Below are 25,555 nucleotides of genomic sequence, written 5' to 3'. Positions count from 1 at the left end.
CCGCCTGACTGGGCCGCGCCGCGGGTTTCAGCCCCGTACGCCGCACAGATGCAGCAGCGCTGCCACCCGTCGGTACGGATCGGTCCGCCCCGCCCGGTCCTCCAGCGCCAGCACCCTGGCCAGCTCCTCCTCGGGGAGCGGCGGCGCGTCGTTGGGCACGTTGTCGGTGAAGACCCGCACCCCGTACCAGGCGTGCAGCGGGGCCGCGATCCCGGAGAGCGTCGCGGTCAGCGCGTCGAGACGGTCCGCGCGGACCGACAGGCCCAGACGGTTGGTGTACGCGTCGGTGTAGAGCGCGTCGAGGGCCCCGGACCAGTCCCCGGCAAGACCGGGCCGCATCGCGAGCGCGTCCGCGTTGCGCACCAGGAGCGACAGCAGGCCGCCGGAGGCCAGCATCCGGGCCAGCCCGCCCATCAGTGCGTCCGGCTCCTCGACGTACATCAGCACCCCGTGGCAGAGCACCACGTCGAAGCTGCCCGGCAGGAAGTGCACCCCGGTGGCGTGACCGTCGCCCTGGATCAGGCGGACCCGCTCACGGATACCGGCGGGCTCGCCGGACAGTGCGTCGTGGGCGGCCTGGAGCATCGCGGGGTCGGACTCCAGGCCGGTGACCTTGTGTCCGGCGCGGGCCAGGCGGAGCGCCTGGGTGCCCTGGCCCATGCCGACGTCGAGGATGCGCAGCCGCTGTCCCACCGGGAAGCGGCCGGATATCTGCTCGTCGAGCTGGCGGGCCACCAGCTCCTGGCGCACCCTGTTGCGCAGTCCCCCCAGACCGGCCAGCCATGCGGCGGAAGCCCCGTCGAAACCCGCCGGAGCGGCGGTCGACGAGGCTCCCGGAGCGTCTGGGGCGTACTGGCTCAGGGCCGCTCTCCGCGCTTGACCTGCGGCTTCGGCAGACGCAGTCGGCGCATCTGGAGCGAGCGCATCAGGCCGTAGGCGACCGCGCCGCGCAGCGACTCGTTCGGGAAGCGGGCCTTGAGCTGCTTCTTCAGGCGGATCGCGAGACCGATCGAGTCGATCACGATCAGCACGATGACCAGCATCCACAGGGTCAGCGCGATGGTCTGGAGGTTGCCGACCTGGACCATGCTGAGCACCAGGATGATCACTGCCATCGGCAGGAAGAACTCCGCGACGAAGAAGCGCGAGTCGACGAAGTCACGGGTGAACTTGCGCACCGGGCCCTTGTCGCGGACGGGCAGGTAGCGCTCGTCACCGCTCGCGAGGGCTTCCCGCTGCTTGGCCATGTCGGCGCGGCGGGCCTCCCGCTGGCGCTTCATCGCCTCCTTGCGGTTCGCCGGTGCGGTCACGGCGCTGCGGCGCTGCGACTGCGCGACGGCGCGCTTGGGGGTGGGGCGCCCCTTGGGCGCCTGCGGGTCACGGGGCGTCTTGGAGAGATCGGCGGTCACCTTGTCGGAGACGGCGGTCTTCTCGGCGCTGGAGTTGGCACGGCTACGGAACACAATTCCCAGAGTACGTGCTGACAGGCATGGACCCGAGCGCGGAGGGGAACGATCCGGCAACGCCTGTGCCCGGATGCGGGCGGTCGGCGGCTTTCCGCGGATTTCGCCCCTCGTCACCCGGCTCGTCCCCCGGGGTGTCACCGGGGAATCCCTACTCCCTACGCCTGAGTCCGTCTCCGCACAGTCGTCCTGGAGGAGGAGCACATCCGCACCGGAACAGTGCGGTAATAGAGACAGGGCCCGTACTGTGGGTTCTGTTGGAGTGGCCAGGAGCCGGAGTCCGTCAGAAGGGGGCGCGCGAAGCCCATGAGCGGTGTCATGAAGCGTATGGGGATGATCTTCCGCGCGAAGGCGAACAAGGCCCTTGACCGGGCCGAAGATCCGCGGGAGACACTTGACTACTCGTACCAGAAGCAGCTCGAACTGCTGCAGAAGGTACGTCGCGGAGTCGCCGACGTAGCGACGTCGCGCAAGCGGCTCGAATTGCAGCTCAACGGTCTGCAGAGCCAGTCCTCCAAGCTGGAGGACCAGGGCCGCAAGGCGCTGGCGCTGGGCCGCGAAGACCTCGCTCGCGAGGCGCTGTCCCGCCGTGCCGCGCTGCAGCAGCAGGTCACCGACCTGGAGACGCAGCACCAGACCCTCCAGGGCGAGGAGGAGAAGCTCACCCTCGCGGCCCAGCGCCTCCAGGCCAAGGTGGACGCCTTCCGCACCAAGAAGGAGACCATCAAGGCCACCTACACGGCTGCCCAGGCACAGACCAGGATCGCGGAGTCCTTCTCCGGCATCTCCGAGGAGATGAGCGACGTCGGCGTCGCGATCCAGCGTGCCGAGGACAAGACCGCACAGCTCCAGGCCCGTGCGGGCGCGATCGACGAGCTGCTCGCCTCGGGTGCGCTGGACGACTCGTCCGGTCTCGCCAAGGACGACATCCAGGCCGAGCTGGACCGCCTCTCCGGCGGTACGGACGTCGAGCTGGAGCTCCAGCGGATGAAGGCGGAGCTGTCCGGCGGTCCTTCGCAGCAGGCGATCGAGGGCGGCCAGGGGCAGCAGGGTTCCGCCGGGAACGGGCAGAGCCAGTCCCACCCGAAGTTCGACAAGCAGTAGCCGAGAGGCATCCACCGGAACGGGAGGCGGGACACCATGATCATCCGCATCATGGGGGAGGGCCAGCTCGATCTGGCCGACAGCCACTTCGCCGAGCTGAACAAGCTTGACGACGAGCTGCTCGCAGAGATGGAGAACGGGGACGGGCCGGGCTTCCGCCGCACGCTGGAGGCCCTGCTCGAAGCGGTACGCCGGCTGGGCAGCCCCCTTCCCGACGACGCCCTCGAACCCTCCGAGCTGATCCTCCCGGCCCCCGACTCCACGCTCGAAGAGGTCCGGTCCATGCTCTCCGACGACGGCCTCATCCCGGGCTGACCTCCAACACGACTCCGGCCCCGCCCTCCCCGTCAGGGGACGGCGGGGCCGTTGCGTTGCCGGGCCCGCCGGCCCGGCCGGCCCCACCGGCCCGCGACCCGCCGGCCCGGCCGGTCCGCCACTCGCCGGCCTCACCGGCCCGCGACCCGCAGGCCCCCCCGCCGGCCCGCCACTCGCCGTTCCGCCCCCGGGAGGGTCGTGACCGGCGTGCGGCCGTCCCCGGCCACGTACCGTAAAACGTATGACCCCCCGAAGCCTCGGCACAGGCCTCAGCCGCCCGCGCTCCTGGCTGCGTACCCACCCCCTCGCGGTCGACGCCGCCCTCGCCGTGACCGTCCTCGTCTGCATGGTCCTCGGCTCCTTCACCGACCCGCACGGCGGACTGCACGGGCCGACCTTCGGGACCAGGACCCCCGACGTGCTCAGCGTCGTCCTGATGGTGCTGGCCGCTCTCGCCCTCGCCCTGCGTCGTCGCAAGCCCCTCGCCGTACTGGGTGTGACCTGCGCGTTCACCGTGATGGCCATGGCGCTCACGCCGGACGACCCGCCCGCTCCGGTGTCGATGAGCGCAGTCGTCGCGCTCTACACCGTCGCCTCCCGCACCGACCGCCCCACCACCTGGCGGATCGGCCTGTCCACCATGGTCGCGCTGACGGCCGCCTCGATGCTGTTCAGCGACGGCCCCTGGTACGCGCAGGAGAACCTCGGACTGCTGGCCTGGACCGGCGTCGGGGCCAGCGTCGGCGACGCGGTCCGCAGCCGCCGTGCCTTCGTCGACGCGATCCGCGAGCGGGCCGAGCGTGCCGAACGCACCCGCGAGGAGGAGGCCCGCAGGAGGGTGGCCGAGGAGAGGCTCCGCATCGCCCGCGACCTGCACGACGTCGTCGCGCACCACATCGCCCTGGTCAACGTGCAGGCGGGGGTCGCCGCGCACGTCATGGACAAGCGCCCCGACCAGGCGAAGGAGGCCCTCGCCCACGTCCGCGAGGCCAGCCGCTCCGCGCTCAACGAACTCCGGGCCACCGTCGGCCTGTTGCGCCAGAGCGGCGACCCGACGGCCCCCACCGAGCCGGCCCCCGGCCTCGCCGTCCTCGACGGTCTCCTGGACACCTTCCGCAACGCCGGACTCCCGGTCGCCGTCGCCCGCACCGACGAGGCACCGCTGCCCCCGTCCGTCGACCTGGCGGCGTACCGGATCATCCAGGAGGCCCTCACCAACGTCCGCAAGCACGCGGGCCCGGTCGCCAGAGCCGAGGTGAGCGTGGTCCGTGTCGGTACGTCGATCGAGGTCACGGTCCTCGACGACGGTACCGGCACCACCACCGGCGACCCGCACCCGGACGGCTCCGGCGGCCACGGCCTGATCGGTATGCGCGAACGCGTCAGCGCACTCGGCGGCTCCCTCACCGCAGGACCCCGCTACGGCGGCGGGTTCCGCGTTCATGCCATCCTGCCGGACAAGGCCCGCCCGGCCGTGAAGGCCGTCACCGGGACCGCCCAGGGGGAGGACCGCACCGTATGACCACCGCATTCCCACCGTCCTGCGCAAGCCGGCTGCCCCCCATCAAGGTGCTCCTCGCCGACGACCAGGCCCTGCTGCGCAGCGCCTTTCGGGTGCTGGTCGACTCCGAGCCGGACATGGAGGTCGTCGGCGAGGCCGCCGACGGTGCGCAGGCCCTCGAACTGGCCCGCAGCACCCGCCCCGACGTGGTCCTGATGGACATCCGGATGCCCGGGACGGACGGCCTCGCCGCCACCCGGGCGATCGGCGCGGACCCCGAACTGACCGGCGTGCACGTCGTCATGCTCACGACCTTCGAGGTCGACGAGTACGTCGTCGAGTCGATCCGGGCCGGCGCCTCCGGCTTCCTCGGCAAGGGCGCCGAGCCCGAGGAACTGCTCAACGCCATCCGGATCGCCGCCGGGGGAGAGGCCCTGCTCTCGCCCGCCGCGACCAAGGGCCTGATCGCCACCTTCCTCAAGCAGGGCGACCCCGCCGGCCCGGAACCCGCCACCAACGGCGCGCACGCCGCGCGCCTCGCCACCCTCACCGTCCGCGAACGCGAGGTCCTGGTGCACGTCGGCGGCGGCAACTCCAACGACGAGATCGCCGAGCTGCTGGTGGTCAGTCCGCTCACGGTCAAGACCCACGTCAACCGTGCGATGGCCAAGCTCGGAGCCCGCGACAGGGCGCAACTGGTGGTATTCGCGTACGAATCGGGCCTGGTACGGCCACGGGTGGAGTGACGGTGTACGCCCACGTACTCCACCTGCGGTACGGCCCGCGAGGAATCGGGACCTGGGAGCGATAAATCGGCCCCCGGCGATGGCCGATCGTATGAGAGGACGCCCGTGCCGCCCCGTGCGGAGGGCTTCCTCCCGTCGAGGGGCTTCCTCTCCACCGGGAGGAATGGGCCGCGTCCGCCTGCCTCGCTCGCCACAGAAGAGAGACCTCACCCATGTCCTGGCTGTCCAGGTTCAGCCTCGCCCAACGGGCCCTGATCGGGCTGATATCGATCGTCGCGCTGGTCTTCGGCGCGCTCGCGATACCGCAGCTCAAGCAGCAGCTGCTGCCGACCATCGAGCTGCCGATGGTGTCCGTGATCGCCCCGTACCAGGGCGCGTCCCCCGATGTGGTCGAGAAGCAGGTCGTCGAACCGCTGGAATCCACCCTCAAGGCAGTCGACGGCATCGAGTCCGTCACCTCCACCGCCAGCGAGGGCAACGCCCTGATCATGGCCCAGTTCGACTTCGGCGACGAGGGCTCCAAGCAGCTCGTGGCCGATGTCCAGCAGGCCGTGAACCGGGCCCGGGCGATGCTGCCCAAGGACGTCGACCCGCAGGTGGTCGCCGGTTCCACGGACGACATCCCGACCGTCGTGCTCGCCGTCACCTCGCCCAGGGACCAGCAGGCGCTCGCCGACCAGCTGGACCGCAGCGTGGTCCCCGAGCTGGAGAAGATCGAGGGCGTCGGCACGGTCACCGTGGCAGGCGTACGGGACCTCCAGGTCGCCGTCACCCCCGACGACCGCAAGCTGGCGCAGGCCGGGCTCAACCCGATGACCCTCGCCCAGGCGCTCCAGGCGGGCGGCATGTCCGTCCCGGCCGGCTCCTTCGAGGAGGGCGGCCAGAGCCGCACGGTCCAGGTCGGCGGCGCGTTCACCTCGCTGCAGCAGATCCAGGACCTGCGCGTCACCGCCCAGCCCGCCCCCGGGGCGACCACCCCGCCGAAGCCGGTCCGGCTCGGTGACGTGGCCAAGGTCGAGGAGAAGCCCGCGACGGCCACCTCCCTGACCCGTACCAACGGAAAGCCCAGCCTCTCCCTGTCCCTCACCATGGACAAGGACGGCAGCGCCGTCGCCATCTCGGACGCGGTCAAGGACAAGATCGACGACCTGGGCGCCGGTCTCGGCGCGGGCGCGAAGATCACCACGGTCTTCGACCAGGGTCCGGGCGTCTCCAAGTCGATCTCCGGCCTGACCACGGAGGGCGCCCTCGGTCTGCTCTTCGCGGTCGTGATCATCCTGGTGTTCCTGGCGTCTATCCGCTCGACGCTGGTCACCGCGATCTCCATCCCGCTCTCGGTGGTTCTCGCGCTGGTCGTGCTGTGGACCCGTGACCTGTCGCTGAACGTGCTCACCCTGGGCGCGCTCACCATCGCCATCGGCCGCGTGGTCGACGACTCGATCGTGGTCCTGGAGAACATCAAGCGGCACCTCGGCTACGGCGAGGAGCGCCACTCCGCCATCGTCACCGCGGTCAAGGAAGTGGCCGGCGCGGTCACCTCGTCGACCCTCACCACGGTCGCGGTGTTCCTGCCGATCGGCCTGGTCGGCGGCATGGTGGGCCAGCTCTTCGGCTCGTTCTCCATCACCGTGACGGCCGCCCTGCTGGCGTCCCTCCTGGTCTCTCTCACCGTCGTCCCGGTCTTCTCGTACTGGTTCCTGCGCGCCCCCAAGGGTGCGGAGCACGCCGACCCGGCCGAGCTGCGCCGCAAGGCCGAGGAGAAGGAGGCGAGGAGCAAGCTCCAGAAGATGTACGTCCCGGTGCTGCGCTTCGCCACCCGCCGCCGCCTCACCAGCGTCGCCATCGCCCTGGTCGTCCTCGTCGGCACCTTCGCGATGGCCCCCCTGCTCAAGACGAACTTCTTCGACCAGGGCGAGCAGGACACCCTCTCGCTCACCCAGAAGCTCAAGCCGGGCACCAGCCTGGAGGAGACCAACAAGGCGGCGGCCAAGGTCGAGCGGGCCCTCGACTCGATCGACACCATCAAGGACTACCAGGTCACCATCGGCTCGTCCGGCTTCGCGGCTGCCTTCGGCGGCGGTTCGGGTGCCAACCAGGCCTCGTACCAGCTGACCCTGAAGGACGCCAAGGACGGCGAGAGGACGACCGAGCGCATCGAGTCGGAGCTGAAGAAGCTCGACGGCATCGGTGACGCCAAGGTCGGCGGTGGCGGCGGCATGGGCAGCCAGGACCTCTCCGTGATCGTCAAGGCCGGTGACGCGCAGGTCCTCAAGTCCGCGTCCGAGCAGGTCCGTACGGCCGTCGCGGGCATCAAGAACGTCACCGACGTCCAGAGCGACCTCGCCCAGTCGGTGCCCCGTATCTCGGTCAAGGCCACCCCGAAGGCCGCCGAGGCGGGCTTCAACGACCAGGCCCTCGGCGCCACCGTCGCCCAGGCCGTCCGCGGCACCAACGCCGGCAAGGCGATGCTCGACGCCACCGAGCGCGACATCGTCATCACCTCCGCCAAGCCCGCCACCACCCTCGCCGAGCTCAAGAACCTCCCGCTCGGCCCGGTCAAGCTGGGCCAGATCGCCGACGTGAAGCTGGTGGACGGTCCGGTCTCGATGACCCGTATCGACGGCGCCCGCGCCGCCACGGTCACCGCCAAGCCGGTCGGCGAGGACACGGGCGCGGTCACCACCGCGCTCACCAGCAAGATCAACGAGCTCAAGGACCAGCTGCCGAAGGGTGCTTCCGTCGAGATCGGCGGCGTCTCCTCCGACATGGACGAGACGTTCATGAAGCTGTTCCTGGCGATGTTCGCGGCCGTGGCGATCGTCTTCCTGCTGCTGGTCGCGACCTTCAAGTCGCTGATCCAGCCGCTGATCCTGCTGATCTCCATCCCGTTCGCGGCCACCGGCGCGATCGGCCTGCTGCTCGCCACCGGTACCCCGATGGGCGTCCCGGCGATGATCGGCATGCTGATGCTGATCGGCATCGTGGTCACCAACGCGATCGTCCTGATCGACCTGATCAACCAGTACCGCGCCCAGGGCATGGGCGTCGTCGAAGCCGTCGTCGAGGGTGGCCGGCACCGCCTCCGCCCGATCCTGATGACGGCCCTGGCGACGATCTTCGCCCTGCTCCCGATGGCCCTCGGTATCACCGGTGAGGGCGGCTTCATCTCCAAGCCGCTCGCCATCGTCGTCATCGGCGGTCTGATCACCTCGACGCTGCTGACCCTGCTGCTCGTCCCGACCCTCTACGCCATGGTGGAGCTCCGCAAGGAGCGCCGCGCGGCCAAGAAGGCGGCCAAGCGCGAGGCGAAGGCGGCCCCGGCGCCGAAGACCGACGACGACCGCGAGCCCGCGGGAGTCTGAGCGCCCTGACACGGGGGGGGGCGAGCCCCCCCGGCCCACGGCGAAGGGCCCCGGACCAGCTACTGGTCCGGGGCCCTTCGTTCTGTTCCGTAACGGGGAGACGCCGGGGCGGGCGTCCGGCGCTGTCAGGCCGTCGGGTCCTGCGGAATCGCGTGCACCTCGACCGGGTCGTTGCCGGGCTTGCCGCCGGGCCCGGGAGAGGCGGAGGCGCGTGCGGCGATCTCGTACGCACGCTGCTCGTCCTTGACGTCGACGATCCAGTACCCGGCGAGGATCGAGCCCCTGGTGGAGGGGCCGTCCGTCACCTGCGGGCCGCCGTCGGAGCCCGCCCGTACCGTCTTGGCCATCCCCGGCCCGCCGAGACCGCGTGCCTCGACCAGCTCACCGGCCGTGGTCAGCTCCTCGTTGAGGGCGTTCATGTGGGCGAACATCGCCTGCATGTCTTCCTGGTTGTACGCCGCCATCATGCCGTCCCACGCATCGATGTCGACATTCATCTGGATCATGTACAGCATGTGCGTACGCTCCTCGGTCCGAAGGTCAATGGGTCGATGGAAGGCAGACCGTCCCGCCCACCCAAACTCATCGGTCCGGGGCCCGCCACAGGAGTGTCCGACTCCGTTACGCGGAGGTGCGAGTACCGGCCATGGGAACGCGAACATCCGCGAGGGGAACGCGAACATTCCCGGTGGCAGCGTGAACATCCGCGGTGGCAGCGCGAACACCCGCGGTGGCAGCGCCAACATTCCCTACGGCAGCGCCAGCATCCGCTCCAGCGCGAGCTTCGCGAAGCTCTCCGTCTCCCGGTCGACCTCGATCCGGTTGACCAGATTGCCCTCGGCCAGCGACTCCAGAGTCCACACCAGGTGCGGCAGGTCGATCCGGTTCATCGTCGAGCAGAAGCAGACCGTCTTGTCGAGGAAGACGACCTCCTTGTCCGGGTGCGCGTTCGCCAGTCGCCGCACCAGATTCAGCTCGGTGCCGATGGCCCACTTCGAACCCGCGGGGGCCGCGTCCAGCGCCTTGATGATGTACTCCGTCGAGCCCACCTCGTCCGCCGCCGCGACCACCTCGTGCTTGCACTCCGGGTGCACCAGCACCCGGACACCCTCGATCCGGGCCCGTACGTCCTCCACAGACTCCAGCGAGAACCGCCCGTGCACCGAGCAGTGCCCGCGCCAGAGGATCATCTTGGCGCCCCGCAGCTGCTCGACGGTCAGGCCGCCGTTCGGCTTGTGCGGGTTGTAGAGGACGCAGTCGTCCAGCGACATTCCCATGTCCCGCACCGCCGTGTTGCGGCCCAGGTGCTGGTCCGGCAGGAAGAGCACCTGCTCACCCTGCTCGAAGGCCCAGTCCAGTGCCCTCTTGGCGTTCGACGAGGTGCAGATGGTGCCACCGTGCTTGCCGGTGAAAGCCTTGATGTCGGCGGAGGAGTTCATGTAGGACACCGGAACGACCCGGTCCGCGATCCCGGCCTCACTCAGCACGTCCCAGCACTCCGCGACCTGCTCGGCGGTGGCCATGTCGGCCATCGAGCAGCCCGCCGCCAGGTCCGGCAGCACGACCTTCTGGTCGTCGCCGGTGAGGATGTCGGCCGACTCGGCCATGAAGTGCACGCCGCAGAAGACGATGTACTCCGCCTCCGGCTTGTTCGCCGCGTCGCGCGCGAGCTTGAAGGAGTCGCCGGTCACGTCGGCGAACTGGATGACCTCGTCGCGCTGGTAGTGGTGGCCGAGGACGAAGACCTTGTCCCCGAGCTTCTCCTTGGCCGCGCGGGCGCGCTCCACCAGGTCCGGATCGGACGGCGAGGGCAGGTCACCGGGGCACTCGACGCCGCGCTCGCTCCTGGGGTCGGCCTCGCGGCCGAGCAGCAGCAGGGCGAGGGGGGAGGGCTGGACGTCGAGCTCGACGGCCTGGCGGGGCTGGGCGGTGGTCACGACACGCACCCTTTCTGTTCTACGAGGAGAGCGGCCCGTGAAGAGCGAGGAACGGGGCCTTTTCGTCGAATTGACACTATCTATCATAACCGCTTCGCGTCACTTTGACGATGCCGATCTCGTCGATGTGACGCATTCCCGGGTTCCAGGCCCCCGGCACCCGGGTGCCCCCTGGCCCGCGCTCGCTCCGGCGCCGGTGTGCGAGCATGAAAGGACAAGACAGACGCCCGGCCCCGGAATGAATCCGCGGCCCCGCCGGTTGCAACCGTCGGCAAGCAGTCCGTACAACCCGGGAGAGATGTAGATGTCCGTTCAGGACGACAAGACCACCGTGAGCGACGGCATTCTCCTGTCCGACGCCGCCGCGGCCAAGGTGAAGGCCCTGCTCGACCAGGAGGGTCGCGACGACCTGGCGCTCCGCGTCGCCGTGCAGCCCGGTGGCTGCTCGGGCCTTCGGTACCAGCTCTTCTTCGACGAGCGCTCGCTCGACGGCGACGTCCTCAAGGACTTCGACGGAGTGAAGGTCGTCACCGACCGGATGAGCGCCCCGTACCTGGGCGGCGCCTCCATCGACTTCGTCGACACCATCGAGAAGCAGGGCTTCACGATCGACAACCCGAACGCCTCGGGCTCCTGCGCCTGCGGCGACTCGTTCAGCTAAGCAGCATCACTGAGCGGCACGACGAAGGCGGTTGACCCGGACTCCGGGTCAACCGCCTTCGTCATGCCCCGCTTCGGTTCAGGCCTCTCAGCCCTTCGGTACGGCCTTCCCGTCCTCGTCCAGCACCCGCCGTCCGTCCAGCGGCCGATCCAGCGTGACCGACACGGTCAGCTTCTTCGCCATCGCGATGCAGATCCGCTGCGGGTCGGGGTTGCTCTCCACGATCCGCACCTTCACCGCCCCGCCGTCCTCGGACGCCTTCGCCGCGTACGTGCTGCACACCCCGCCCCAGAAACCGAGCGTCAGCTTCCGGCCGTCCGCCGTGTACGACTCGATGTGCCGGTCCGGTGCCGTCGCCGGGTCCTGCGGCTCCCGCTGCTCCGGCGGGGGAGTGCTCCTCGGCGGCTTCGGCGAGGTCAGGAACTTCGGGTCGACGGCCGGGTACGTCACCGTCGCCGGCTTCGCGTCACCGTTGCCCCGTACCTCGAACAGCCAGGACGGCACCAGCATCTGCTGCCCGTCCGCGTACTGCACCGCAAGTCCGAAGACCGCCCGGTCGACCGTCACCGTGTACTGCTTCTGCGGCCGCGGCTCGCAGGGAAGGATCTTCCCCTGCGGCGGGGCGGGCGACGGGTTGTCGTCCGCCGAGTCCTGCTTCTGCTCCTTCACCGGTACGGGCGTGGCGCAGCCCCCGATCTCCGGCGGCCGCACCCCGCGCCCCACCCCGTTCAGCAGCTCCAGGGCCTTCGCCGCGTCGACCACCGGATAGTCGGCCCCCTTGCTGAGGCCCTTCAACTGTCCGCTGCCACCCACCACTTGACCGTCGGGCCCGACCGGGATCCCGGTCATCCAGCCGTACGTCGGCAGCCCGCCGACCACCGGATCCGCGTTCACCACCCGCGCCCCGCCCAGCACCTGAGTGGTGTCCAGCCGGGCGCCCTCCATGCCCAGCGCCTTCAGCACCGGGGCCGCGGCCTTCTTCGCGGCCTCCGGGCTCACCGGCTCGCCCCGGGTGCACGCCTTGCCCCGCACGCAGTCCACGCTGCTCCCCGGCCCCGGGTCGCGGGCGAACGTCCAGGTCCCCGGCGCCCGTTCACCCACCCGCAGCTGCGCGCCCGAACCGTCCGGCAGCGCCCCGACCAGCCACGAACCACCTTGGAGCTTCGGGGTGCCGCTCACCTTGAGGGCCCGCGCCAGCCGGCTCACCTCGTCCGCGGTCACCGCACCCCGCGCCCGGTACACGGGGGCGGAGCCCGGCCCCTTCGGCAGCTCGCCGGCCGCCCGGTAGACCACCTTGCCCGTCCCGCCGCCGTTCGGGTCCGGCTCACCCGGGGCGATGCCCGGCGGATCACTGCCGTCCGGCGGGGGCTGCGTACCCCTGAGGTCCGCACCGCCGGAACCGCCGTCCGTGGCACTGTCCAGGGCCAGCAACGGGGGAGTGCCGCCCGGGGCACCGGGGGCGGCCGCCCCGCCGTCACCCGCCGAGGCCGCCCAGTACGCGCCGCCACCGCCGACCAGCAGCACCGCGGCCGCCACCGAGGCGGCGGCCAGCGGCGAACGCCGCCGGCGGGGGGTGTGTTGCGTCTGTAGCTCGCTGCTCACCGGATCGCTCCTTCGCCTGCGCCTCGGGGCGCCCCTGCCGGTCGTCCACCGCGTGATGCGGCTGACAGGAGACACCGGTGGGACGGGGCGGCGGAGCTTCCGGTTCCCACATCCGTTCGTACGGTGCCTTGTTCAGCCCCCGTACTCGGGCATCGCGCCCACCAGCCGCGCCGAAGTCCGCGGCACCACCACACCGTGGATCAGCGAGGCGTCCGCCCGCTCGGAGACCACCGCGGGCACCGCCCAGTGCGGCACCATCCGCGCACAGTCCCCCTGCAACTGCGCCCACTCGCCTTCGGCGGGCGACCCGGTCATGACGCTGAGCTCCGGCATGTGAGGCTGCGACATTCGAAAGGCTCCTGTGCTCAAGGGGCCGCGGACCACGCGAAACCCCGGACTCCTCGCACCGTATGCACCTCCCGGCACACGGCAAAAGCCCTACTATCGGGTAGTTTTGCCCCTTCGGCTGTTCGGGCGTCACCCGGTAGCTTGGACGCGCACTAGTTCGTCCCGTTTCCCGCCGTCCCTACAGGGAGCAACCCCGCCGTGCGAATCGCAGTCACCGGCTCCATCGCCACCGACCACCTCATGACCTTCCCCGGCAAGTTCGCCGACCAGCTGGTCGCGGACCAGCTGCACACGGTCTCCCTCTCCTTCCTGGTCGACAACCTCGACGTACGAAGGGGAGGCGTCGGCGCGAACATCTGCTTCGGCATGGGACAGCTCGGCACCAAGCCGATCCTGGTCGGCGCGGCAGGCTCCGACTTCGACGAGTACCGCGCCTGGCTGGAACGGCACGGGGTCGACACCGCCTCGGTCCGGATCTCCGAGGTCCTGCACACCGCCCGCTTCGTGTGCACCACCGACGCCGATCACAACCAGATCGGCTCCTTCTACACGGGCGCGATGAGCGAGGCCCGCCAGATCGAGCTGAAGTCCGTCGCCGACCGCGTGGGCGGCCTGGACCTGGTGCTGATCGGCGCCGACGACCCCGAGGCGATGCTCCGTCACACCGAGGAGTGCCGCTCCCGCTCGATCCCCTTCGCCGCGGACTTCTCGCAGCAGATCGCCCGCATGTCCGGCGACGACATCCGCACGCTCCTCGAAGGCGCCACCTACCTCTTCTCCAACGAGTACGAGAAGGGCCTGATCGAGTCCAAGACCGGCTGGAGCGACGACGAGATCCTGGCCAAGGTCGGCCACCGCGTCACCACGCTGGGCTCGCGCGGCGTCCGCATCGAGAAGCTCGGCCTGGACACCATCGAGGTCGGCGTCTGCGAGGAGAACGCCAAGGTCGACCCGACGGGCGTCGGCGACGCCTTCCGCGCGGGCTTCCTCTCGGGCCTCGCCTGGGGCGTCAACCACGAGCGCGCGGCCCAGATCGGCTGCATGCTCGCCACCCTGGTCATCGAGACCCTCGGCACCCAGGAGTACACCCTGAGCCGCGCCAACTTCATGGAACGCTTCACCAAGGCCTACGGCGACGAAGCAGCCACCGAAGTCCAGACCCACCTGAGCTGACCCCTCACCGGCCCGCCCGGCGTCACCCCGGCCGACTTGGGCGCCGCCGCTCCCCCCGAGGGGGCGGCGGAACGGGCGGGCAAGGGGGCGGCCCCCACGGAGTCGCCCCCCGCCCCGGCCCACCCACACCCCCGTACCCCCGCCTACTCCACCCGCCGCACCACATACGCCGCCCCCCTCTCCCGCGCCTCCTCCCCCAGGTACTCCTGCCCCCGCATCTCACACCAGGCAGGGATATCCAGCCGAGCAGCCACATCATCAGCCAGCACCGTCACCGTCCCCCCCACCGGAACACCCCCGATCACCTTGGCAAGCTCGATCACCGGAATCGGGCAGCGCTTCCCCAGCGCGTCCACCGTGACCGACGAGACCTCCCCCGGAGCCGACCGCACCTCCTCCGGAGCCGGCTCCGCCCCCCGAGGCGCCCCCAGCCGCTCCCGCACCCCGGCGACCGCCCCCGGCAGCACCTCCAGGAACCGCTCCACATCCGCCTCCGCCACCCCCCGCGGCAGCGAAACCCGGACGTTCCCCTCCGACAGCACCCCCATCGCCCCCAGGACATGGCTCGGCGTCAGCGTGCTGCTCGTGCACGAGGATCCCGACGACACCGAGAACCCCGCCGCGTCCAGCGCGTGCAGCAGGCTCTCCCCGTCGACGTACAGACACGAGAACGTCACCACGTGCGGCAGCCGCCGCACCGGATCCCCCACCACCTCCACGTCCGGTACCTCCGAGGCGACCCGCCCCCGGATCCGCTCCACCAACTCCCGCAGCCGCACCGCCTCCGCGTCCGCCTCCGCCCGCACCGCCCGCAGCGAGGCCGCCGCCGCCACGATCGCGGGCAGGTTCACAAAACCGGGGGAGCGCCCCGACTCCCGCTCGTCCGCCGGCCCCTGGGGCGCGTAACGGACCCCCTTGCGCACCACCAGCAGCCCGACCCCCGCGGGACCGCCCCATTTGTGCGCACTCGCCGTCAGCAGCGACCAGTCGCCCCCGACGCGCCCCCACCCCAGCGACTGCGCCGCGTCCACCAGCAGCGGCACACCCACCTCCCGGCACTCCTGTGCGACTTCGGCCACCGGCTGGGCCGTTCCCACCTCGTGGTTGGCGGACTGGAGGCAGGCGAGCGCGGTGTCCTCACGCAGCGCCCGTACGTACGCGGAGACCCGCACCGCCCCCTCCCGCCCCACCGGCACCTCGGACACCGACCCGCCGTCCCTCTCGTGGGCGGCGGCCGAATGGAGTACCGAGGAGTGTTCGACCGCTGAGGTCACCAGGTGACGGCCGACACGCCGACGCGCGGCAAGCACCCCGGCAATTCCCGTGTGCACCGCGTGCGTTCCCGAAGGGGTGAAAACCAGCTCGTCGGGGCGGCACCCCACCGCGTCCGCCGCGGCCTCGCGCGCGGCGTCGAGGAGCAGCCTGGCCCGGCGCCCCTCCCGGTAGAGCCTGGCCGGATCCGCCCACCCCTCGTCCAGTGAGGCAAGCAGGGCCTGGTGGGCGACGGGGTGCAGGGGGGCGGCGGACGCGGCATCGAAGTAGGGCACCGGGCCACGCTAGCCGCCGGCCGGGCCGGGCCTCGTGCCGCCAATGGGGGAGGGGGCGTCAGATGCCGGGCGGAGCTGGGGGTTCCGCACGCCACCGGCCACGGCGCCACCCCTTCGGGGAGCGGTGCGGCGCGTTGGGCACCCTCCCCGCGCGACCCCAAATAGCGTCCAGTAGGGTTTGGTCCGCATAAACATCCAAACCCCTGCCCGCGTCAGGGCCGGCGACCGACCGACTGTGAGACGGCCGCAGCCACTACAAACGCGCGGGCGAGACTCTCGGGAAGGCGCTACGTGAGTCCCAACGGCTCCGACCGCTCGTCGCGGCGCCCGATGCGGCGGAAGCTGCTCCAGGTGCTGACCGCGGGCGTGGTCCTGGCGACCGCCTCTGGTTGCTCGTACACATGGGAGGACTTCCCGCGACTGGGAATGCCGACCCCGGTGACGGAAGAGGCGCCGCGAATCCTCTCCCTCTGGCAGGGCTCGTGGGCGGCAGCGCTCGTCACGGGCGTGCTGGTGTGGGGTCTGATCCTGTGGAGTGTCATCTTCCACAGGCGCAGCCGCACCAAGGTGGAGGTACCTCCGCAGACCCGGTACAACATGCCCATCGAGGCTCTGTACACGGTCGCCCCGCTCATCATCGTCTCGGTGCTGTTCTACTTCACGGCCCGTGACGAATCGAAGCTCCTGCATCTCGACGACAAGCCGACGCACACGGTCAACGTGGTCGGCTACCAGTGGAGCTGGGGTTTCAACTACGTCGAGGACGTGGACGGCAATGCCGCCACCGGTCCGAAGACGGACCCCAAGACCGGTCTGAAGGCCGGAGTTCCCAAGGAACTCGGCGCGATCCCGGACAAGTACACCAAGCAGTTCAAGGACGGCGCCGAGGGCGTCTACGACTACGGCATCCCCGGTACGCGGAACCCCGACACGGGGAACCCCGGCCCGACGCTGTGGCTGCCCAAGGGCGAGAAGGTCCGGTTCGTGCTGACGTCGCGTGACGTCATCCACTCCTTCTGGGTGGTGCCGTTCCTGATGAAGCAGGACGTCATCCCGGGACACACCAACGCCTTCGAGGTGACCCCCACCAAGGAGGGCACCTTCATGGGCAAGTGTGCCGAGCTCTGCGGCGTGGACCACTCCCGGATGCTCTTCAACGTGAAGGTCGTCTCCCCCGAGGAATACCAGCAGCACCTCAAGGACCTGGCGAAGAAGGGTCAGACCGGATACATCCCGTCCGGTATTGAGCTGACGAACCCGGCCCGGAATGCGGAGACGAACAAACTGTGAGCATCCTCAACGAACCCAAGGGTGCCGCGGCAGCAGTCGACTCGTACGAGAACGAGCTGCCGGTGCGGCGCAAGGAGCCGGGCAACATTGTGATCAAGTGGCTCACCACCACTGACCACAAGACCATCGGCTCGATGTACCTCATCACGTCGTTCGTGTTCTTCATCATCGGCGGACTGATGGCGCTCTTCATGCGCGCCGAGCTCGCTCGTCCCGGCACGCAGATCATGTCGAACGAGCAGTTCAACCAGGCCTTCACGATGCACGGCACGATCATGCTGCTGATGTTCGCGACGCCGCTGTTCGCCGGATTCGCCAACTGGATCATGCCGCTGCAGATCGGTGCGCCCGACGTGGCGTTCCCGCGGCTGAACATGTTCGCGTACTGGCTGTACCTCTTCGGCTCGATCATCGCGGTGGCCGGCTTCCTCACCCCGCAGGGTGCGGCCGACTTCGGCTGGTTCGCCTACTCCCCGCTGTCGGACGCGGTCCGTTCGCCGGGTGTCGGCGCCGACATGTGGATCATGGGTCTGGCCTTCTCCGGCTTCGGCACGATCCTCGGTTCGGTCAACTTCATCACCACGATCATCTGCATGCGCGCGCCCGGCATGACGATGTTCCGGATGCCGATCTTCACCTGGAACGTGCTGCTGACCGGTGTTCTGGTCCTGCTCGCCTTCCCGGTGCTGGCGGCCGCGCTGTTCGCCCTGGAGGCGGACCGTAAATTCGGTGCCCATGTGTTCGACGCGGCCAATGGCGGCGCGATCCTCTGGCAACACCTCTTCTGGTTCTTCGGCCATCCAGAGGTGTACATCATCGCGTTGCCATTCTTCGGAATCATTTCCGAGGTCATCCCGGTCTTCAGCCGCAAGCCGATGTTCGGCTACATCGGTCTGATCGCCGCGACGATCGCGATCGCCGGCCTCTCGGTGACGGTCTGGGCCCACCACATGTATGTGACGGGCGGCGTGCTGTTGCCGTTCTTCTCCTTCATGACGTTCCTCATCGCAGTGCCAACCGGTGTGAAGTTCTTCAACTGGATCGGCACGATGTGGAAGGGCTCACTGTCCTTCGAGACACCGATGCTCTGGGCCGTCGGCTTCCTGATCACCTTCACCTTCGGTGGTCTGACCGGCGTCATCCTGGCCTCGCCCCCGATGGACTTCCACGTCTCCGACTCGTACTTCGTCGTCGCGCACTTCCACTACGTCATCTTCGGCACCGTGGTCTTCGCGATGTTCTCCGGCTTCCACTTCTGGTGGCCGAAGTTCACCGGCAAGATGCTGGACGAGCGGCTCGGCAAGATCACCTTCTGGACGCTGTTCGTGGGCTTCCACGGCACGTTCCTGGTCCAGCACTGGCTCGGTGCGGAGGGCATGCCGCGTCGTTACGCGGACTACCTCGCCGCCGACGGCTTCACCGCGCTGAACACGATCTCGACGATCAGCTCGTTCCTGCTCGGCCTGTCGATGCTGCCGTTCTTCTACAACGTGTGGAAGACCGCGAAGTACGGCAAGAAGGTCGAGGTCGACGACCCGTGGGGCTACGGCCGTTCGCTCGAATGGGCGACGTCCTGCCCGCCGCCGCGGCACAACTTCCTCACGCTGCCGCGCATCCGGTCCGAATCCCCGGCGTTCGACCTGCACCACCCGGAGATCTCGGCCATCGACCAGCTTGAGAACCACCGTGACAACGGCATCGAGCAGCTCGCCCTCAGCACGAAGGAGACGGGCAAGTGAAGATCCAAGGCTGGCTTTTCATCTGGCTGAGCGTGTTCATCGCGATCATGGCCGTCGTGTACGGCGTGTGGTCGAAGGAGCCCGCGGGCACCACGGCGCTCGTCCTGGCCTTCGGGCTGAGCCTGATGATCGGCTTCTACCTGGCCTTCACGGCCAAGCGGGCCGACGCCATGGCCCAGGACAACAAGCAGGCCGACGTCGCGGACGAGGCCGGCGAGCTGGGCTTCTTCGCCCCGCACAGCTGGCAGCCGCTCTCGCTGGGTATCGGCGGCGCGTTCGCCTTCCTGGCGGTCGCGATGGGCTGGTGGCTGCTGTTCTTCTCGCTGCCGCTGATCCTGGTCGGCCTGTTCGGCTGGGTCTTCGAGTTCTACCGCGGTGAGAACCGCACCCAGTAGCACCGCACCACCCCGGGGAACCAGCCGTACGGCGGTACCTCGACGAGGGGCCCGTACACCTGACGACGTTCAGGTGTACGGGCCCCTCATTCGTTTGCAGTCACTTGCGGTGGTCCAGCGCGCTCGAACTGACGATGCTTCATATCGTGTGATCATGAGCCACGCACCCCGAAGTTGGACGGTCCTGAGCTGCTCCCTGCTGATCGCCTCTCTCGGGGCGGGCCTGACCGGATGCGGCGAGCCCCAGGGCAACCCGCTCTCCTCCACGCCGTACGACGCCGCCCAGCAGATCACCTTCAACGGTCGCCCCGGCAGCACCGACACGGACCCGGAGAAGCCCCTGGAGGTCCGGACCACCGGCCAGGAGGCCCGGATCACCGACGTCATCGCCGCGGACGCCGCAGGACGCCAGGTGGCGGGCGAACTCTCCGCCGACGGGTCCCGCTGGCACTCCACCGCCCCACTGGCCGCAGGGGCCGACTACGCGGTCCGGGTGGCCACCGAGGACGCGAGCGGCGCCCCCGGGGTGCGCAGACTGGGCTTCCGTACCGCACCCGGCCAGAAGAAACTGAAGGTCACCTTCGGCCCCGAAGCGGGCACCTACGGCGTCGGGCAGCCCCTCACCGCCGAACTCAGCCAGCGGATCACCGACCCGAAGGCCAGGGCCGTCGTGGAACGCGCCCTGAAGGTCGACTCCAAGCCCGCCGTGGAGGGCAACTGGTACTGGGTCGACGACAACCTCCTGCACTACCGCCCGCGCAGCTACTGGCCTGCCCGCGCCACCATCAGGGCGCACAGCACCCTGGAGGGCGTCAAGGTCGGCAAGGGCGTCTACGGGGCCGCCTCGACGCCCCTCAAGCTGAAGACCGGCGACCGCATCGAGGCCATCACCGACGCCTCGTCGCACTACATGACGGTCAAGCGCAACGGAAAGGTGATCAACACCATTCCGGTGACCACCGGCAAGCCCGGCTACTCCACCCGCAACGGCGTCAAGGTCGTACTGGGCAAGGAGTACTTCGTACGCATGCGCGGCACCAGCATCGGAATCCCGACCGGCACCAGCGACTCCTACGACCTGCCGGTGTACTACGCCACCCGGGTCACCTGGAGCGGCGAGTACGTGCACGCGGCGCCCTGGTCCACCGGGTCGCAGGGGTACGCGAACGTCAGCCACGGCTGCACGGGCATGTCCACCGGTGACGCCGAGTGGTTCTTCGACACCGTCCGAGAGGGCGACCTGGTGCAGGTCGTCGGCAGTTGGGGCGACACCATGGACCCGTTCGGCAACGGCTTCGGGGACTGGAACGTCTCCTGGCGGAAGTGGCGCAGGGGCAGCGCCCTGCTGGCCGACACCGAGAAGCAGATCGACCGGGTCTACGCCCCCCGCCTGCGCCCCCAGGTCTGAACCGGCCGCGAAGGCCGAGGTATCCGTCCAGGTCCCGGGGGAGTCAGGAGGCGGCGCGTGAGGTCAGGCCCGTACGGCAGGAGCCTTGTCGTCCAGCCGGGCGCGCAGCAGCGCGGCCAGCGAGGCGGCGAAGCCCACCGGCTCGACGGGCAGCGTCACCGCCGCCTCCGCACGGCTCCAGGTGGCCAGCCAGGCGTCCTGCGGACGGCCCATCAGGAGCAGTACGGGCGGGCAGTCGAAGACCTCGTCCTTGATCTGACGGCAGACGCCCATGCCGCCCGCCGGGACGCTCTCGCCGTCCAGTACGCACACGTCGATGCCGCCGGCGTCCAGCGCCTTCAGCACGGCGGGCAGGGTGGCGCACTCCAGGAACTCGACCGGCGGTACGTCGGCGGCCGGCCTGCGACCGGCCGCGAGACGCACCTGCTCGCGGGTGTTGGCGTCGTCGCTGTAGACCAGCACCGTGGCGGTCGGCTGCTGCATTGTTCCTCCGTGACGTCCGGTTACGCGGTGAACTGCGCGGTGTTCTCGGGGTTTTCAGGGCTCCGCAGGCGGATCGAAGGGCTCGCTCCGATGCGCGGATGCTACTCCGTCGCACCCCTCGTCCACACCGGTTCGTACGGTCCTTCGATGGGCCGTTCGGGCAGGACACACCCTCTTGACACTCCGAACGGCACCCCCCGGGGTGAGGGCGGGATAAGCGACCGACATAATGTCGGTCGTGGCGACAGCAACGACAGTAGATACCGGGCACGCGCACCCGTCGGTCAATCGACCGAACCTCACCAGCGTCGGAACCATCATCTGGTTGAGTTCCGAGCTGATGTTCTTCGCGGCCCTCTTCGCGATGTACTTCACCCTGCGATCGGTGACGGGTCCCGAGTTCTGGGCGGAAAAGGCCTCGGCCTTGAACTTCCCCTTCTCGCTGACCAATACCTCGATCCTGGTGCTCTCCTCGCTCACCTGTCAGCTCGGCGTATTTGCCGCCGAGCGGGGCGACGTGAAGAAGCTCAGGACGTGGTTCATCATCACGTTCGTGATGGGTGCGATCTTCATTGGCGGCCAGGTGTACGAGTACACCGAGCTGGTCAAGCACGAGGGCCTCTCGCTCTCGTCGGACCCGTACGGCTCGGTGTTCTACCTGACGACCGGCTTCCACGGACTGCACGTGACAGGCGGTCTCATCGCCTTCCTGCTGGTCCTGGGGCGGACGTACGCGGCCAAGAGGTTCACCCACGAGCAGGCGACAGCCGCCATCGTCGTGTCCTATTACTGGCACTTCGTCGATGTCGTCTGGATCGGCCTGTTCGCCACGATCTACATGATCAAGTAATCCGGGCTCATCAGATATCGGGCCCGAGCCCGCAACACTTCCCGCATCGACGCAGAAGATCCTGACACCGGGGTAATCCGTGAAAAAGCTCTCCGCACGACGACGCCATCCGCTGGCGGCGCTCGTCGTCCTACTCTTCGCGCTGGCGGCCACTGGGGGGCTGTACGCCGCGCTTGCGCCTGCGGGCAAGGCGCAGGCCGACGAGACCTCCCAGTCCCTCGCCATCGAGGAGGGCAAGAAGCTCTATGCCGTTGGCTGCGCAAGCTGCCACGGAACCGGCGGTCAGGGCACCACTGACGGCCCGTCCCTCGTGGGCGTGGGCTCCGCCGCAGTTGACTTCCAGGTCGGCACCGGCCGCATGCCGGCGCAGCAGCCCGGCGCGCAGGTGCCCAAGAAGAAGGTCATCTACACGCAGGCGCAGATCGACCAGCTTGCGGCGTACGTGTCCTCCCTTGGCGCCGGTCCCATCACGCCGACCGACAGCCAGACCAACCCCGAGGGTGCCGACATCGGCAAGGGTGGCGAACTGTTCCGCACCAACTGTGCGCAGTGCCACAACTTCACCGGTGAGGGCGGCGCCCTGACGAACGGCAAGTACGCCCCGTCCCTGACGGACGTCTCGCCGAAGCACATCTACGAGGCCATGCAGACCGGCCCGCAGAACATGCCCTCCTTCCCGGACAGCACCATGCCGGAGAAGGAGAAGAAGGACATCATCGCGTACGTCAAGGCCGTGAACGGCGAAGAGACCCCGAGCCCCGGCGGCTTCGGACTGGGCAATCTCGGCCCGGTCAGTGAGGGTCTGTTCGCCTGGATCTTCGGTCTGGGTGCGCTCATCGCAGTTGCCGTCTGGGTCGCGGCCCACACCGCTAAGGCCAAGAAGTCATGAGTAGCAACGAGAATCCAGAAGAGGCCCTGCCGGCTGAGCAGGGCGACGCGCACGGCGAGGTGGCGCGCCAGGACGATCCGTTCGCGGACCCGGGCCTGCCGCCGCACAAGCCGCGTATCCAGGACATCGACGAGCGGGCCGCCAAGCGCTCCGAGCGCGTGGTCGCCTTCCTGTTCACGCTGTCCATGCTGGCCACGGTCGGCTTCATCGCCTCCTTCGTGGCGTTCCCGATCGACAAGATCGTGTACGTCTGGCCGCTCGGCCATGTGAGCGCGCTGAACCTCTCGCTCGGCCTGACGCTCGGCATCGCCCTCTTCTGCATCGGCGCGGGCGCGGTCCACTGGGCCCGCACCCTGATGTCCGATGTCGAGGTCGCCGACGAGCGTCACCCGATCGCGGCGTCGCCCGAGGTCAAGGCCAAGGTCATGGCCGACTTCAAGGCCGGCGCCCAGGAGTCCGCGATCGGCCGTCGCAAGCTGATCCGCACCACGATGTTCGGCGCACTGGCCCTGGTGCCGCTGTCCGGCGTCGTCCTGCTGCGCGACCTCGGTCCGCTGCCGGAGAAGAAGCTCCGCGAGACGCTCTGGGCCAAGGGCAAGCTGCTCATCAACCAGAACACGATGGAGCCGCTGCGCGCCGAGGACGTTGTCGTCGGGTCGCTCACCTTCGCCATGCCGGAAGGCCTGAAGGAGGACGACCACGAGTTCAACAACGAGATCGCCAAGGCCGCCCTGATGATCGTCCGTATCCAGCCGGACGAGATCAAGGACAAGCAGCAGCGCGAGTGGGCGCACGAGGGCATCGTGGCGTACTCGAAGATCTGCACCCACGTCGGCTGCCCGATCAGCCTGTACGAGCAGCAGACGCACCACGTGCTCTGCCCGTGCCACCAGTCCACCTTCGACCTCTCCGACGGCGCCCGTGTCATCTTCGGCCCGGCCGGTCACGCGCTCCCGCAGCTGCGGATCGGTGTGAATGACGAGGGTTACCTCGAAGCGCTCGGCGACTTCGCGGAGCCCGTCGGTCCGTCCTTCTGGGAGCGCGGATGAGTACTGCAACCGAGACCAAGCCGCAGCAGAAGGCGCCCGCCGGTGAGCGGGTGGCGGACTGGGCGGACGGACGGCTGGGGATCTACTCCCTGGCCAAGTCCAACATGCGCAAGATCTTCCCGGACCACTGGTCCTTCATGCTCGGCGAGATCTGCATGTACAGCTTCATCATCATCATCCTCACGGGTGTGTATCTGACGCTGTTCTTCCACCCGTCGATGAACGAGATCGTCTACCACGGCTCGTACACGCCGCTGCACGGCATCCGCATGACGGAGGCCTACGCGTCGACGCTGGACATCAGCTTCGACGTCCGCGGTGGTCTGCTGATCCGGCAGATCCACCACTGGGCCGCGCTGATCTTCCTCGCGGCGATGTTCGTGCACATGATGCGCGTGTTCTTCACGGGTGCCTTCCGCAAGCCGCGTGAGGTCAACTGGCTGTTCGGCTTCCTGCTGTTCGTCCTCGGCATGTTCACCGGTTTCACCGGTTACTCGCTGCCGGACGACCTGCTGTCGGGTACCGGTGTCCGCTTCACCCAGGGTGCGATTCTGTCGATCCCGGTCGTCGGCACGTACATCTCGATGTTCCTGTTCGGCGGAGAGTTCCCCGGCCACGACATGGTCGCCAGGTTCTACTCGATCCACATCCTTCTGCTGCCGGGCATCATGCTCGGCCTGATGGTGGCTCACCTGATCCTGGTCTTCTACCACAAGCACACCCAGTTCGCGGGCCCCGGCCGGACGAACAAGAACGTCGTCGGCATGCCGCTGCTGCCGGTCTACATGGCCAAGGCCGGAGGCTTCTTCTTCCTGGTCTTCGGTGTCATCGCGGTCATCGCGGCGGCGTTCACCATCAACCCGGTCTGGGCACTCGGCCCGTACCGTCCCGACCAGGTGTCCACGGGCGCCCAGCCGGACTGGTACATGGGCTTCGCCGAAGGCCTGGTGCGTGTCATGCCGGGCTGGGAGATCAACCTCTGGGGTCACACGCTGGCCCTGGGCGTACTCATCCCGCTGACGCTGTTCGGTGTGATCCTCGCCGTCATCGCGGTGTGGCCGTTCCTGGAGTCCTGGGTCACCGGGGACAAGCGCGAGCACCACATCGCGCAGCGTCCGCGCAACAGCCCGACCCGTACCGGCTTCGGTGTCGCCTGGATCACGGTCTACTTCATCGGCCTCGTCGGCGGTGGAAACGACCTGTGGGCCACGCACTTCCACCTGTCGATCAACTCGATCACCTGGTTCGTCCGCATCGGATTCTTCGCGGGTCCGGTCCTGGCGTTCATCATCACCAAGCGGATCTGCCTGGGCCTTCAGCGCCGGGACGCCGAGAAGGTGCTGCACGGACGCGAGTCCGGCATCATCAAGCGGCTGCCGCACGGTGAGTTCGTCGAGGTGCACGAGCCGCTCAACCAGGACCAGCTGCACTCGCTCACGGCGCACGAGCAGTACGCGCCGGCCGAGATCGGCCCGTCCGTGGACGAGAACGGTGTCGAGCGCAAGGTGGGCCCGACCCAGAAGCTGCGCGCCAAGCTCAGCAAGGGCATGTACGGCGAGGGCAACCAGATCGCCAAGCCCACCGCCGAGGAGTACAAGGAGATCACCAGCGGCCACGGCCACCACTGATCCCTGAAGCCGGTCCGGTTCCGCTGAACCGGCCGCACTGTCCGCCACACGAAGAGCCCCGTCCA

The 25,555-nt window shown here is 69.0% G+C and carries 23 protein-coding genes; 15 read left to right on the top strand and 8 right to left on the bottom strand.

Features of this window, described 5'->3' with window-relative positions:
* Positions 1-27: 27 nt before the first annotated feature.
* Complete coding sequence (locus ACIA73_RS08590) at positions 28-750, bottom strand: class I SAM-dependent methyltransferase (protein WP_399437592.1); 723 nt, start codon at positions 748-750, stop codon at positions 28-30.
* A gap of 107 nt (positions 751-857) precedes the next feature.
* Positions 858-1,463, bottom strand: a complete 606-nt coding sequence (locus ACIA73_RS08585) for a DUF3043 domain-containing protein (RefSeq protein WP_399437591.1) — start codon at positions 1,461-1,463, stop codon at positions 858-860.
* A 306-nt stretch (positions 1,464-1,769) separates the two neighbouring features.
* Between ACIA73_RS08585 and ACIA73_RS08580 the strand changes: the two genes are divergently transcribed.
* The 5 genes from ACIA73_RS08580 (at position 1,770) to ACIA73_RS08560 (ending at position 8,491) form a co-directional block, all read left to right on the top strand.
* On the top strand, positions 1,770-2,567 hold the full coding sequence (locus ACIA73_RS08580; RefSeq protein WP_399437590.1) for a PspA/IM30 family protein: 798 nt from the start codon (positions 1,770-1,772) through the stop codon (positions 2,565-2,567).
* A gap of 36 nt (positions 2,568-2,603) precedes the next feature.
* On the top strand, positions 2,604-2,882 hold the full coding sequence (locus tag ACIA73_RS08575; protein ID WP_399437589.1) for a hypothetical protein: 279 nt from the start codon (positions 2,604-2,606) through the stop codon (positions 2,880-2,882).
* Positions 2,883-3,123: 241 nt separating this feature from the next.
* Positions 3,124-4,404, top strand: coding sequence for a sensor histidine kinase (locus ACIA73_RS08570; RefSeq protein ID WP_399437588.1), 1,281 nt, complete (start codon positions 3,124-3,126; stop codon positions 4,402-4,404).
* On the top strand, positions 4,401-5,129 hold the full coding sequence (locus ACIA73_RS08565) for a response regulator (protein ID WP_399437587.1): 729 nt from the start codon (positions 4,401-4,403) through the stop codon (positions 5,127-5,129). Before ACIA73_RS08570 ends, ACIA73_RS08565 begins: the two co-directional genes overlap by 4 nt.
* A 212-nt stretch (positions 5,130-5,341) precedes the next feature.
* A complete protein-coding gene (locus tag ACIA73_RS08560; RefSeq protein WP_399437586.1) occupies positions 5,342-8,491 on the top strand; it encodes an efflux RND transporter permease subunit in 3,150 nt (1,049 codons plus the stop codon).
* Between the two features lie 125 nt (positions 8,492-8,616).
* Here ACIA73_RS08560 and ACIA73_RS08555 read toward each other — a convergent pair whose 3' ends face one another.
* Together ACIA73_RS08555 and nadA are read right to left on the bottom strand one after the other, a co-directional pair.
* Positions 8,617-9,006, bottom strand: coding sequence for a YciI family protein (locus ACIA73_RS08555; protein ID WP_399437585.1), 390 nt, complete (start codon positions 9,004-9,006; stop codon positions 8,617-8,619).
* A gap of 234 nt (positions 9,007-9,240) precedes the next feature.
* On the bottom strand, positions 9,241-10,437 hold the full coding sequence (gene nadA, locus ACIA73_RS08550) for a quinolinate synthase NadA (protein ID WP_399437584.1): 1,197 nt from the start codon (positions 10,435-10,437) through the stop codon (positions 9,241-9,243).
* Positions 10,438-10,732: 295 nt separating this feature from the next.
* On the opposite strand from nadA, the gene ACIA73_RS08545 reads away from it, so the two are divergent.
* On the top strand, positions 10,733-11,089 hold the full coding sequence (locus tag ACIA73_RS08545; protein WP_399437583.1) for a HesB/IscA family protein: 357 nt from the start codon (positions 10,733-10,735) through the stop codon (positions 11,087-11,089).
* 87 nt (positions 11,090-11,176) lie between these two features.
* Here ACIA73_RS08545 and ACIA73_RS08540 read toward each other — a convergent pair whose 3' ends face one another.
* On the bottom strand, positions 11,177-12,691 hold the full coding sequence (locus ACIA73_RS08540; protein ID WP_399437582.1) for a hypothetical protein: 1,515 nt from the start codon (positions 12,689-12,691) through the stop codon (positions 11,177-11,179).
* A gap of 132 nt (positions 12,692-12,823) precedes the next feature.
* Positions 12,824-13,039 (bottom strand): hypothetical protein, encoded by a 216-nt coding sequence (locus tag ACIA73_RS08535; protein ID WP_399437581.1) that lies wholly within the window; start codon positions 13,037-13,039, stop codon positions 12,824-12,826.
* A 198-nt stretch (positions 13,040-13,237) separates the two neighbouring features.
* On the opposite strand from ACIA73_RS08535, the gene ACIA73_RS08530 reads away from it, so the two are divergent.
* On the top strand, positions 13,238-14,212 hold the full coding sequence (locus tag ACIA73_RS08530; RefSeq protein WP_399437580.1) for a carbohydrate kinase family protein: 975 nt from the start codon (positions 13,238-13,240) through the stop codon (positions 14,210-14,212).
* Between the two features lie 143 nt (positions 14,213-14,355).
* On the opposite strand, the gene ACIA73_RS08525 is transcribed toward ACIA73_RS08530, so the two are convergent.
* Positions 14,356-15,759, bottom strand: a complete 1,404-nt coding sequence (locus ACIA73_RS08525; protein ID WP_399437579.1) for a cysteine desulfurase/sulfurtransferase TusA family protein — start codon at positions 15,757-15,759, stop codon at positions 14,356-14,358.
* Positions 15,760-16,050: 291 nt separating this feature from the next.
* On the opposite strand from ACIA73_RS08525, the gene coxB reads away from it, so the two are divergent.
* The 4 genes from coxB to ACIA73_RS08505 all read left to right on the top strand — a co-directional run bounded on the left by coxB (position 16,051) and on the right by ACIA73_RS08505 (position 20,591).
* On the top strand, positions 16,051-17,049 hold the full coding sequence (gene coxB / locus ACIA73_RS08520) for a cytochrome c oxidase subunit II (RefSeq protein WP_399437578.1): 999 nt from the start codon (positions 16,051-16,053) through the stop codon (positions 17,047-17,049).
* On the top strand, positions 17,046-18,788 hold the full coding sequence (gene ctaD, locus ACIA73_RS08515) for a cytochrome c oxidase subunit I (RefSeq protein WP_399437577.1): 1,743 nt from the start codon (positions 17,046-17,048) through the stop codon (positions 18,786-18,788). Before coxB ends, ctaD begins: the two co-directional genes overlap by 4 nt.
* Positions 18,785-19,183 (top strand): cytochrome c oxidase subunit 4, encoded by a 399-nt coding sequence (locus ACIA73_RS08510; protein WP_399437576.1) that lies wholly within the window; start codon positions 18,785-18,787, stop codon positions 19,181-19,183. Before ctaD ends, ACIA73_RS08510 begins: the two co-directional genes overlap by 4 nt.
* 154 nt (positions 19,184-19,337) lie before the next feature.
* Positions 19,338-20,591 carry an Ig-like domain-containing protein gene (locus tag ACIA73_RS08505; RefSeq protein ID WP_399437575.1) on the top strand — a complete coding sequence of 418 codons (1,254 nt, stop codon included), beginning with the start codon at positions 19,338-19,340 and terminating at the stop codon, positions 20,589-20,591.
* A 63-nt stretch (positions 20,592-20,654) separates the two neighbouring features.
* Here ACIA73_RS08505 and ACIA73_RS08500 read toward each other — a convergent pair whose 3' ends face one another.
* Positions 20,655-21,074: a hypothetical protein gene (locus tag ACIA73_RS08500; RefSeq protein WP_399437574.1), complete on the bottom strand. Its 420-nt coding sequence runs from the start codon at positions 21,072-21,074 to the stop codon at positions 20,655-20,657.
* A 229-nt stretch (positions 21,075-21,303) separates the two neighbouring features.
* On the opposite strand from ACIA73_RS08500, the gene ACIA73_RS08495 reads away from it, so the two are divergent.
* From ACIA73_RS08495 to ACIA73_RS08480, 4 genes are all read left to right on the top strand, one after another.
* Positions 21,304-21,924, top strand: coding sequence for a heme-copper oxidase subunit III (locus ACIA73_RS08495; RefSeq protein ID WP_189821776.1), 621 nt, complete (start codon positions 21,304-21,306; stop codon positions 21,922-21,924).
* A 79-nt stretch (positions 21,925-22,003) separates the two neighbouring features.
* Positions 22,004-22,813 (top strand): c-type cytochrome, encoded by an 810-nt coding sequence (locus ACIA73_RS08490; RefSeq protein WP_399437573.1) that lies wholly within the window; start codon positions 22,004-22,006, stop codon positions 22,811-22,813.
* A complete protein-coding gene (locus ACIA73_RS08485; RefSeq protein ID WP_399437572.1) occupies positions 22,810-23,862 on the top strand; it encodes a Rieske 2Fe-2S domain-containing protein in 1,053 nt (350 codons plus the stop codon). Before ACIA73_RS08490 ends, ACIA73_RS08485 begins: the two co-directional genes overlap by 4 nt.
* Positions 23,859-25,490 (top strand): cytochrome bc complex cytochrome b subunit, encoded by a 1,632-nt coding sequence (locus ACIA73_RS08480; protein ID WP_399437571.1) that lies wholly within the window; start codon positions 23,859-23,861, stop codon positions 25,488-25,490. Before ACIA73_RS08485 ends, ACIA73_RS08480 begins: the two co-directional genes overlap by 4 nt.
* Positions 25,491-25,555 lie beyond the last annotated feature (65 nt).

The sequence above is a fragment of the Streptomyces sp. NPDC051561 genome (assembly GCF_044454195.1).
Taxonomy (GTDB): Bacteria; Actinomycetota; Actinomycetes; order Streptomycetales; family Streptomycetaceae; genus Streptomyces.
The sequence above is the reverse complement of the archived record's forward strand: the minus strand, read 5'-3'. Positions and strand labels throughout refer to the sequence as shown.

Excerpts from the sequence above, each read along its gene's own strand:
- ACIA73_RS08580 (WP_399437590.1), top strand. The coding sequence starts at position 1,770 with ATGAGCGGTGTCATGAAGCGTATGGGGATGATCTTCCGCGCGAAGGCG.
- ACIA73_RS08575 (WP_399437589.1), top strand. The coding sequence starts at position 2,604 with ATGATCATCCGCATCATGGGGGAGGGCCAGCTCGATCTGGCCGACAGC.
- ACIA73_RS08570 (WP_399437588.1), top strand. The coding sequence starts at position 3,124 with ATGACCCCCCGAAGCCTCGGCACAGGCCTCAGCCGCCCGCGCTCCTGG.
- ACIA73_RS08565 (WP_399437587.1), top strand. The coding sequence starts at position 4,401 with ATGACCACCGCATTCCCACCGTCCTGCGCAAGCCGGCTGCCCCCCATC.
- ACIA73_RS08560 (WP_399437586.1), top strand. The coding sequence starts at position 5,342 with ATGTCCTGGCTGTCCAGGTTCAGCCTCGCCCAACGGGCCCTGATCGGG.
- ACIA73_RS08555 (WP_399437585.1), bottom strand. The coding sequence starts at position 9,006 with ATGCTGTACATGATCCAGATGAATGTCGACATCGATGCGTGGGACGGC.
- ACIA73_RS08545 (WP_399437583.1), top strand. The coding sequence starts at position 10,733 with ATGTCCGTTCAGGACGACAAGACCACCGTGAGCGACGGCATTCTCCTG.
- ACIA73_RS08535 (WP_399437581.1), bottom strand. The coding sequence starts at position 13,039 with ATGTCGCAGCCTCACATGCCGGAGCTCAGCGTCATGACCGGGTCGCCC.
- ACIA73_RS08505 (WP_399437575.1), top strand. The coding sequence starts at position 19,338 with ATGAGCCACGCACCCCGAAGTTGGACGGTCCTGAGCTGCTCCCTGCTG.
- ACIA73_RS08500 (WP_399437574.1), bottom strand. The coding sequence starts at position 21,074 with ATGCAGCAGCCGACCGCCACGGTGCTGGTCTACAGCGACGACGCCAAC.
- ACIA73_RS08495 (WP_189821776.1), top strand. The coding sequence starts at position 21,304 with ATGTCGGTCGTGGCGACAGCAACGACAGTAGATACCGGGCACGCGCAC.
- ACIA73_RS08485 (WP_399437572.1), top strand. The coding sequence starts at position 22,810 with ATGAGTAGCAACGAGAATCCAGAAGAGGCCCTGCCGGCTGAGCAGGGC.
- ACIA73_RS08480 (WP_399437571.1), top strand. The coding sequence starts at position 23,859 with ATGAGTACTGCAACCGAGACCAAGCCGCAGCAGAAGGCGCCCGCCGGT.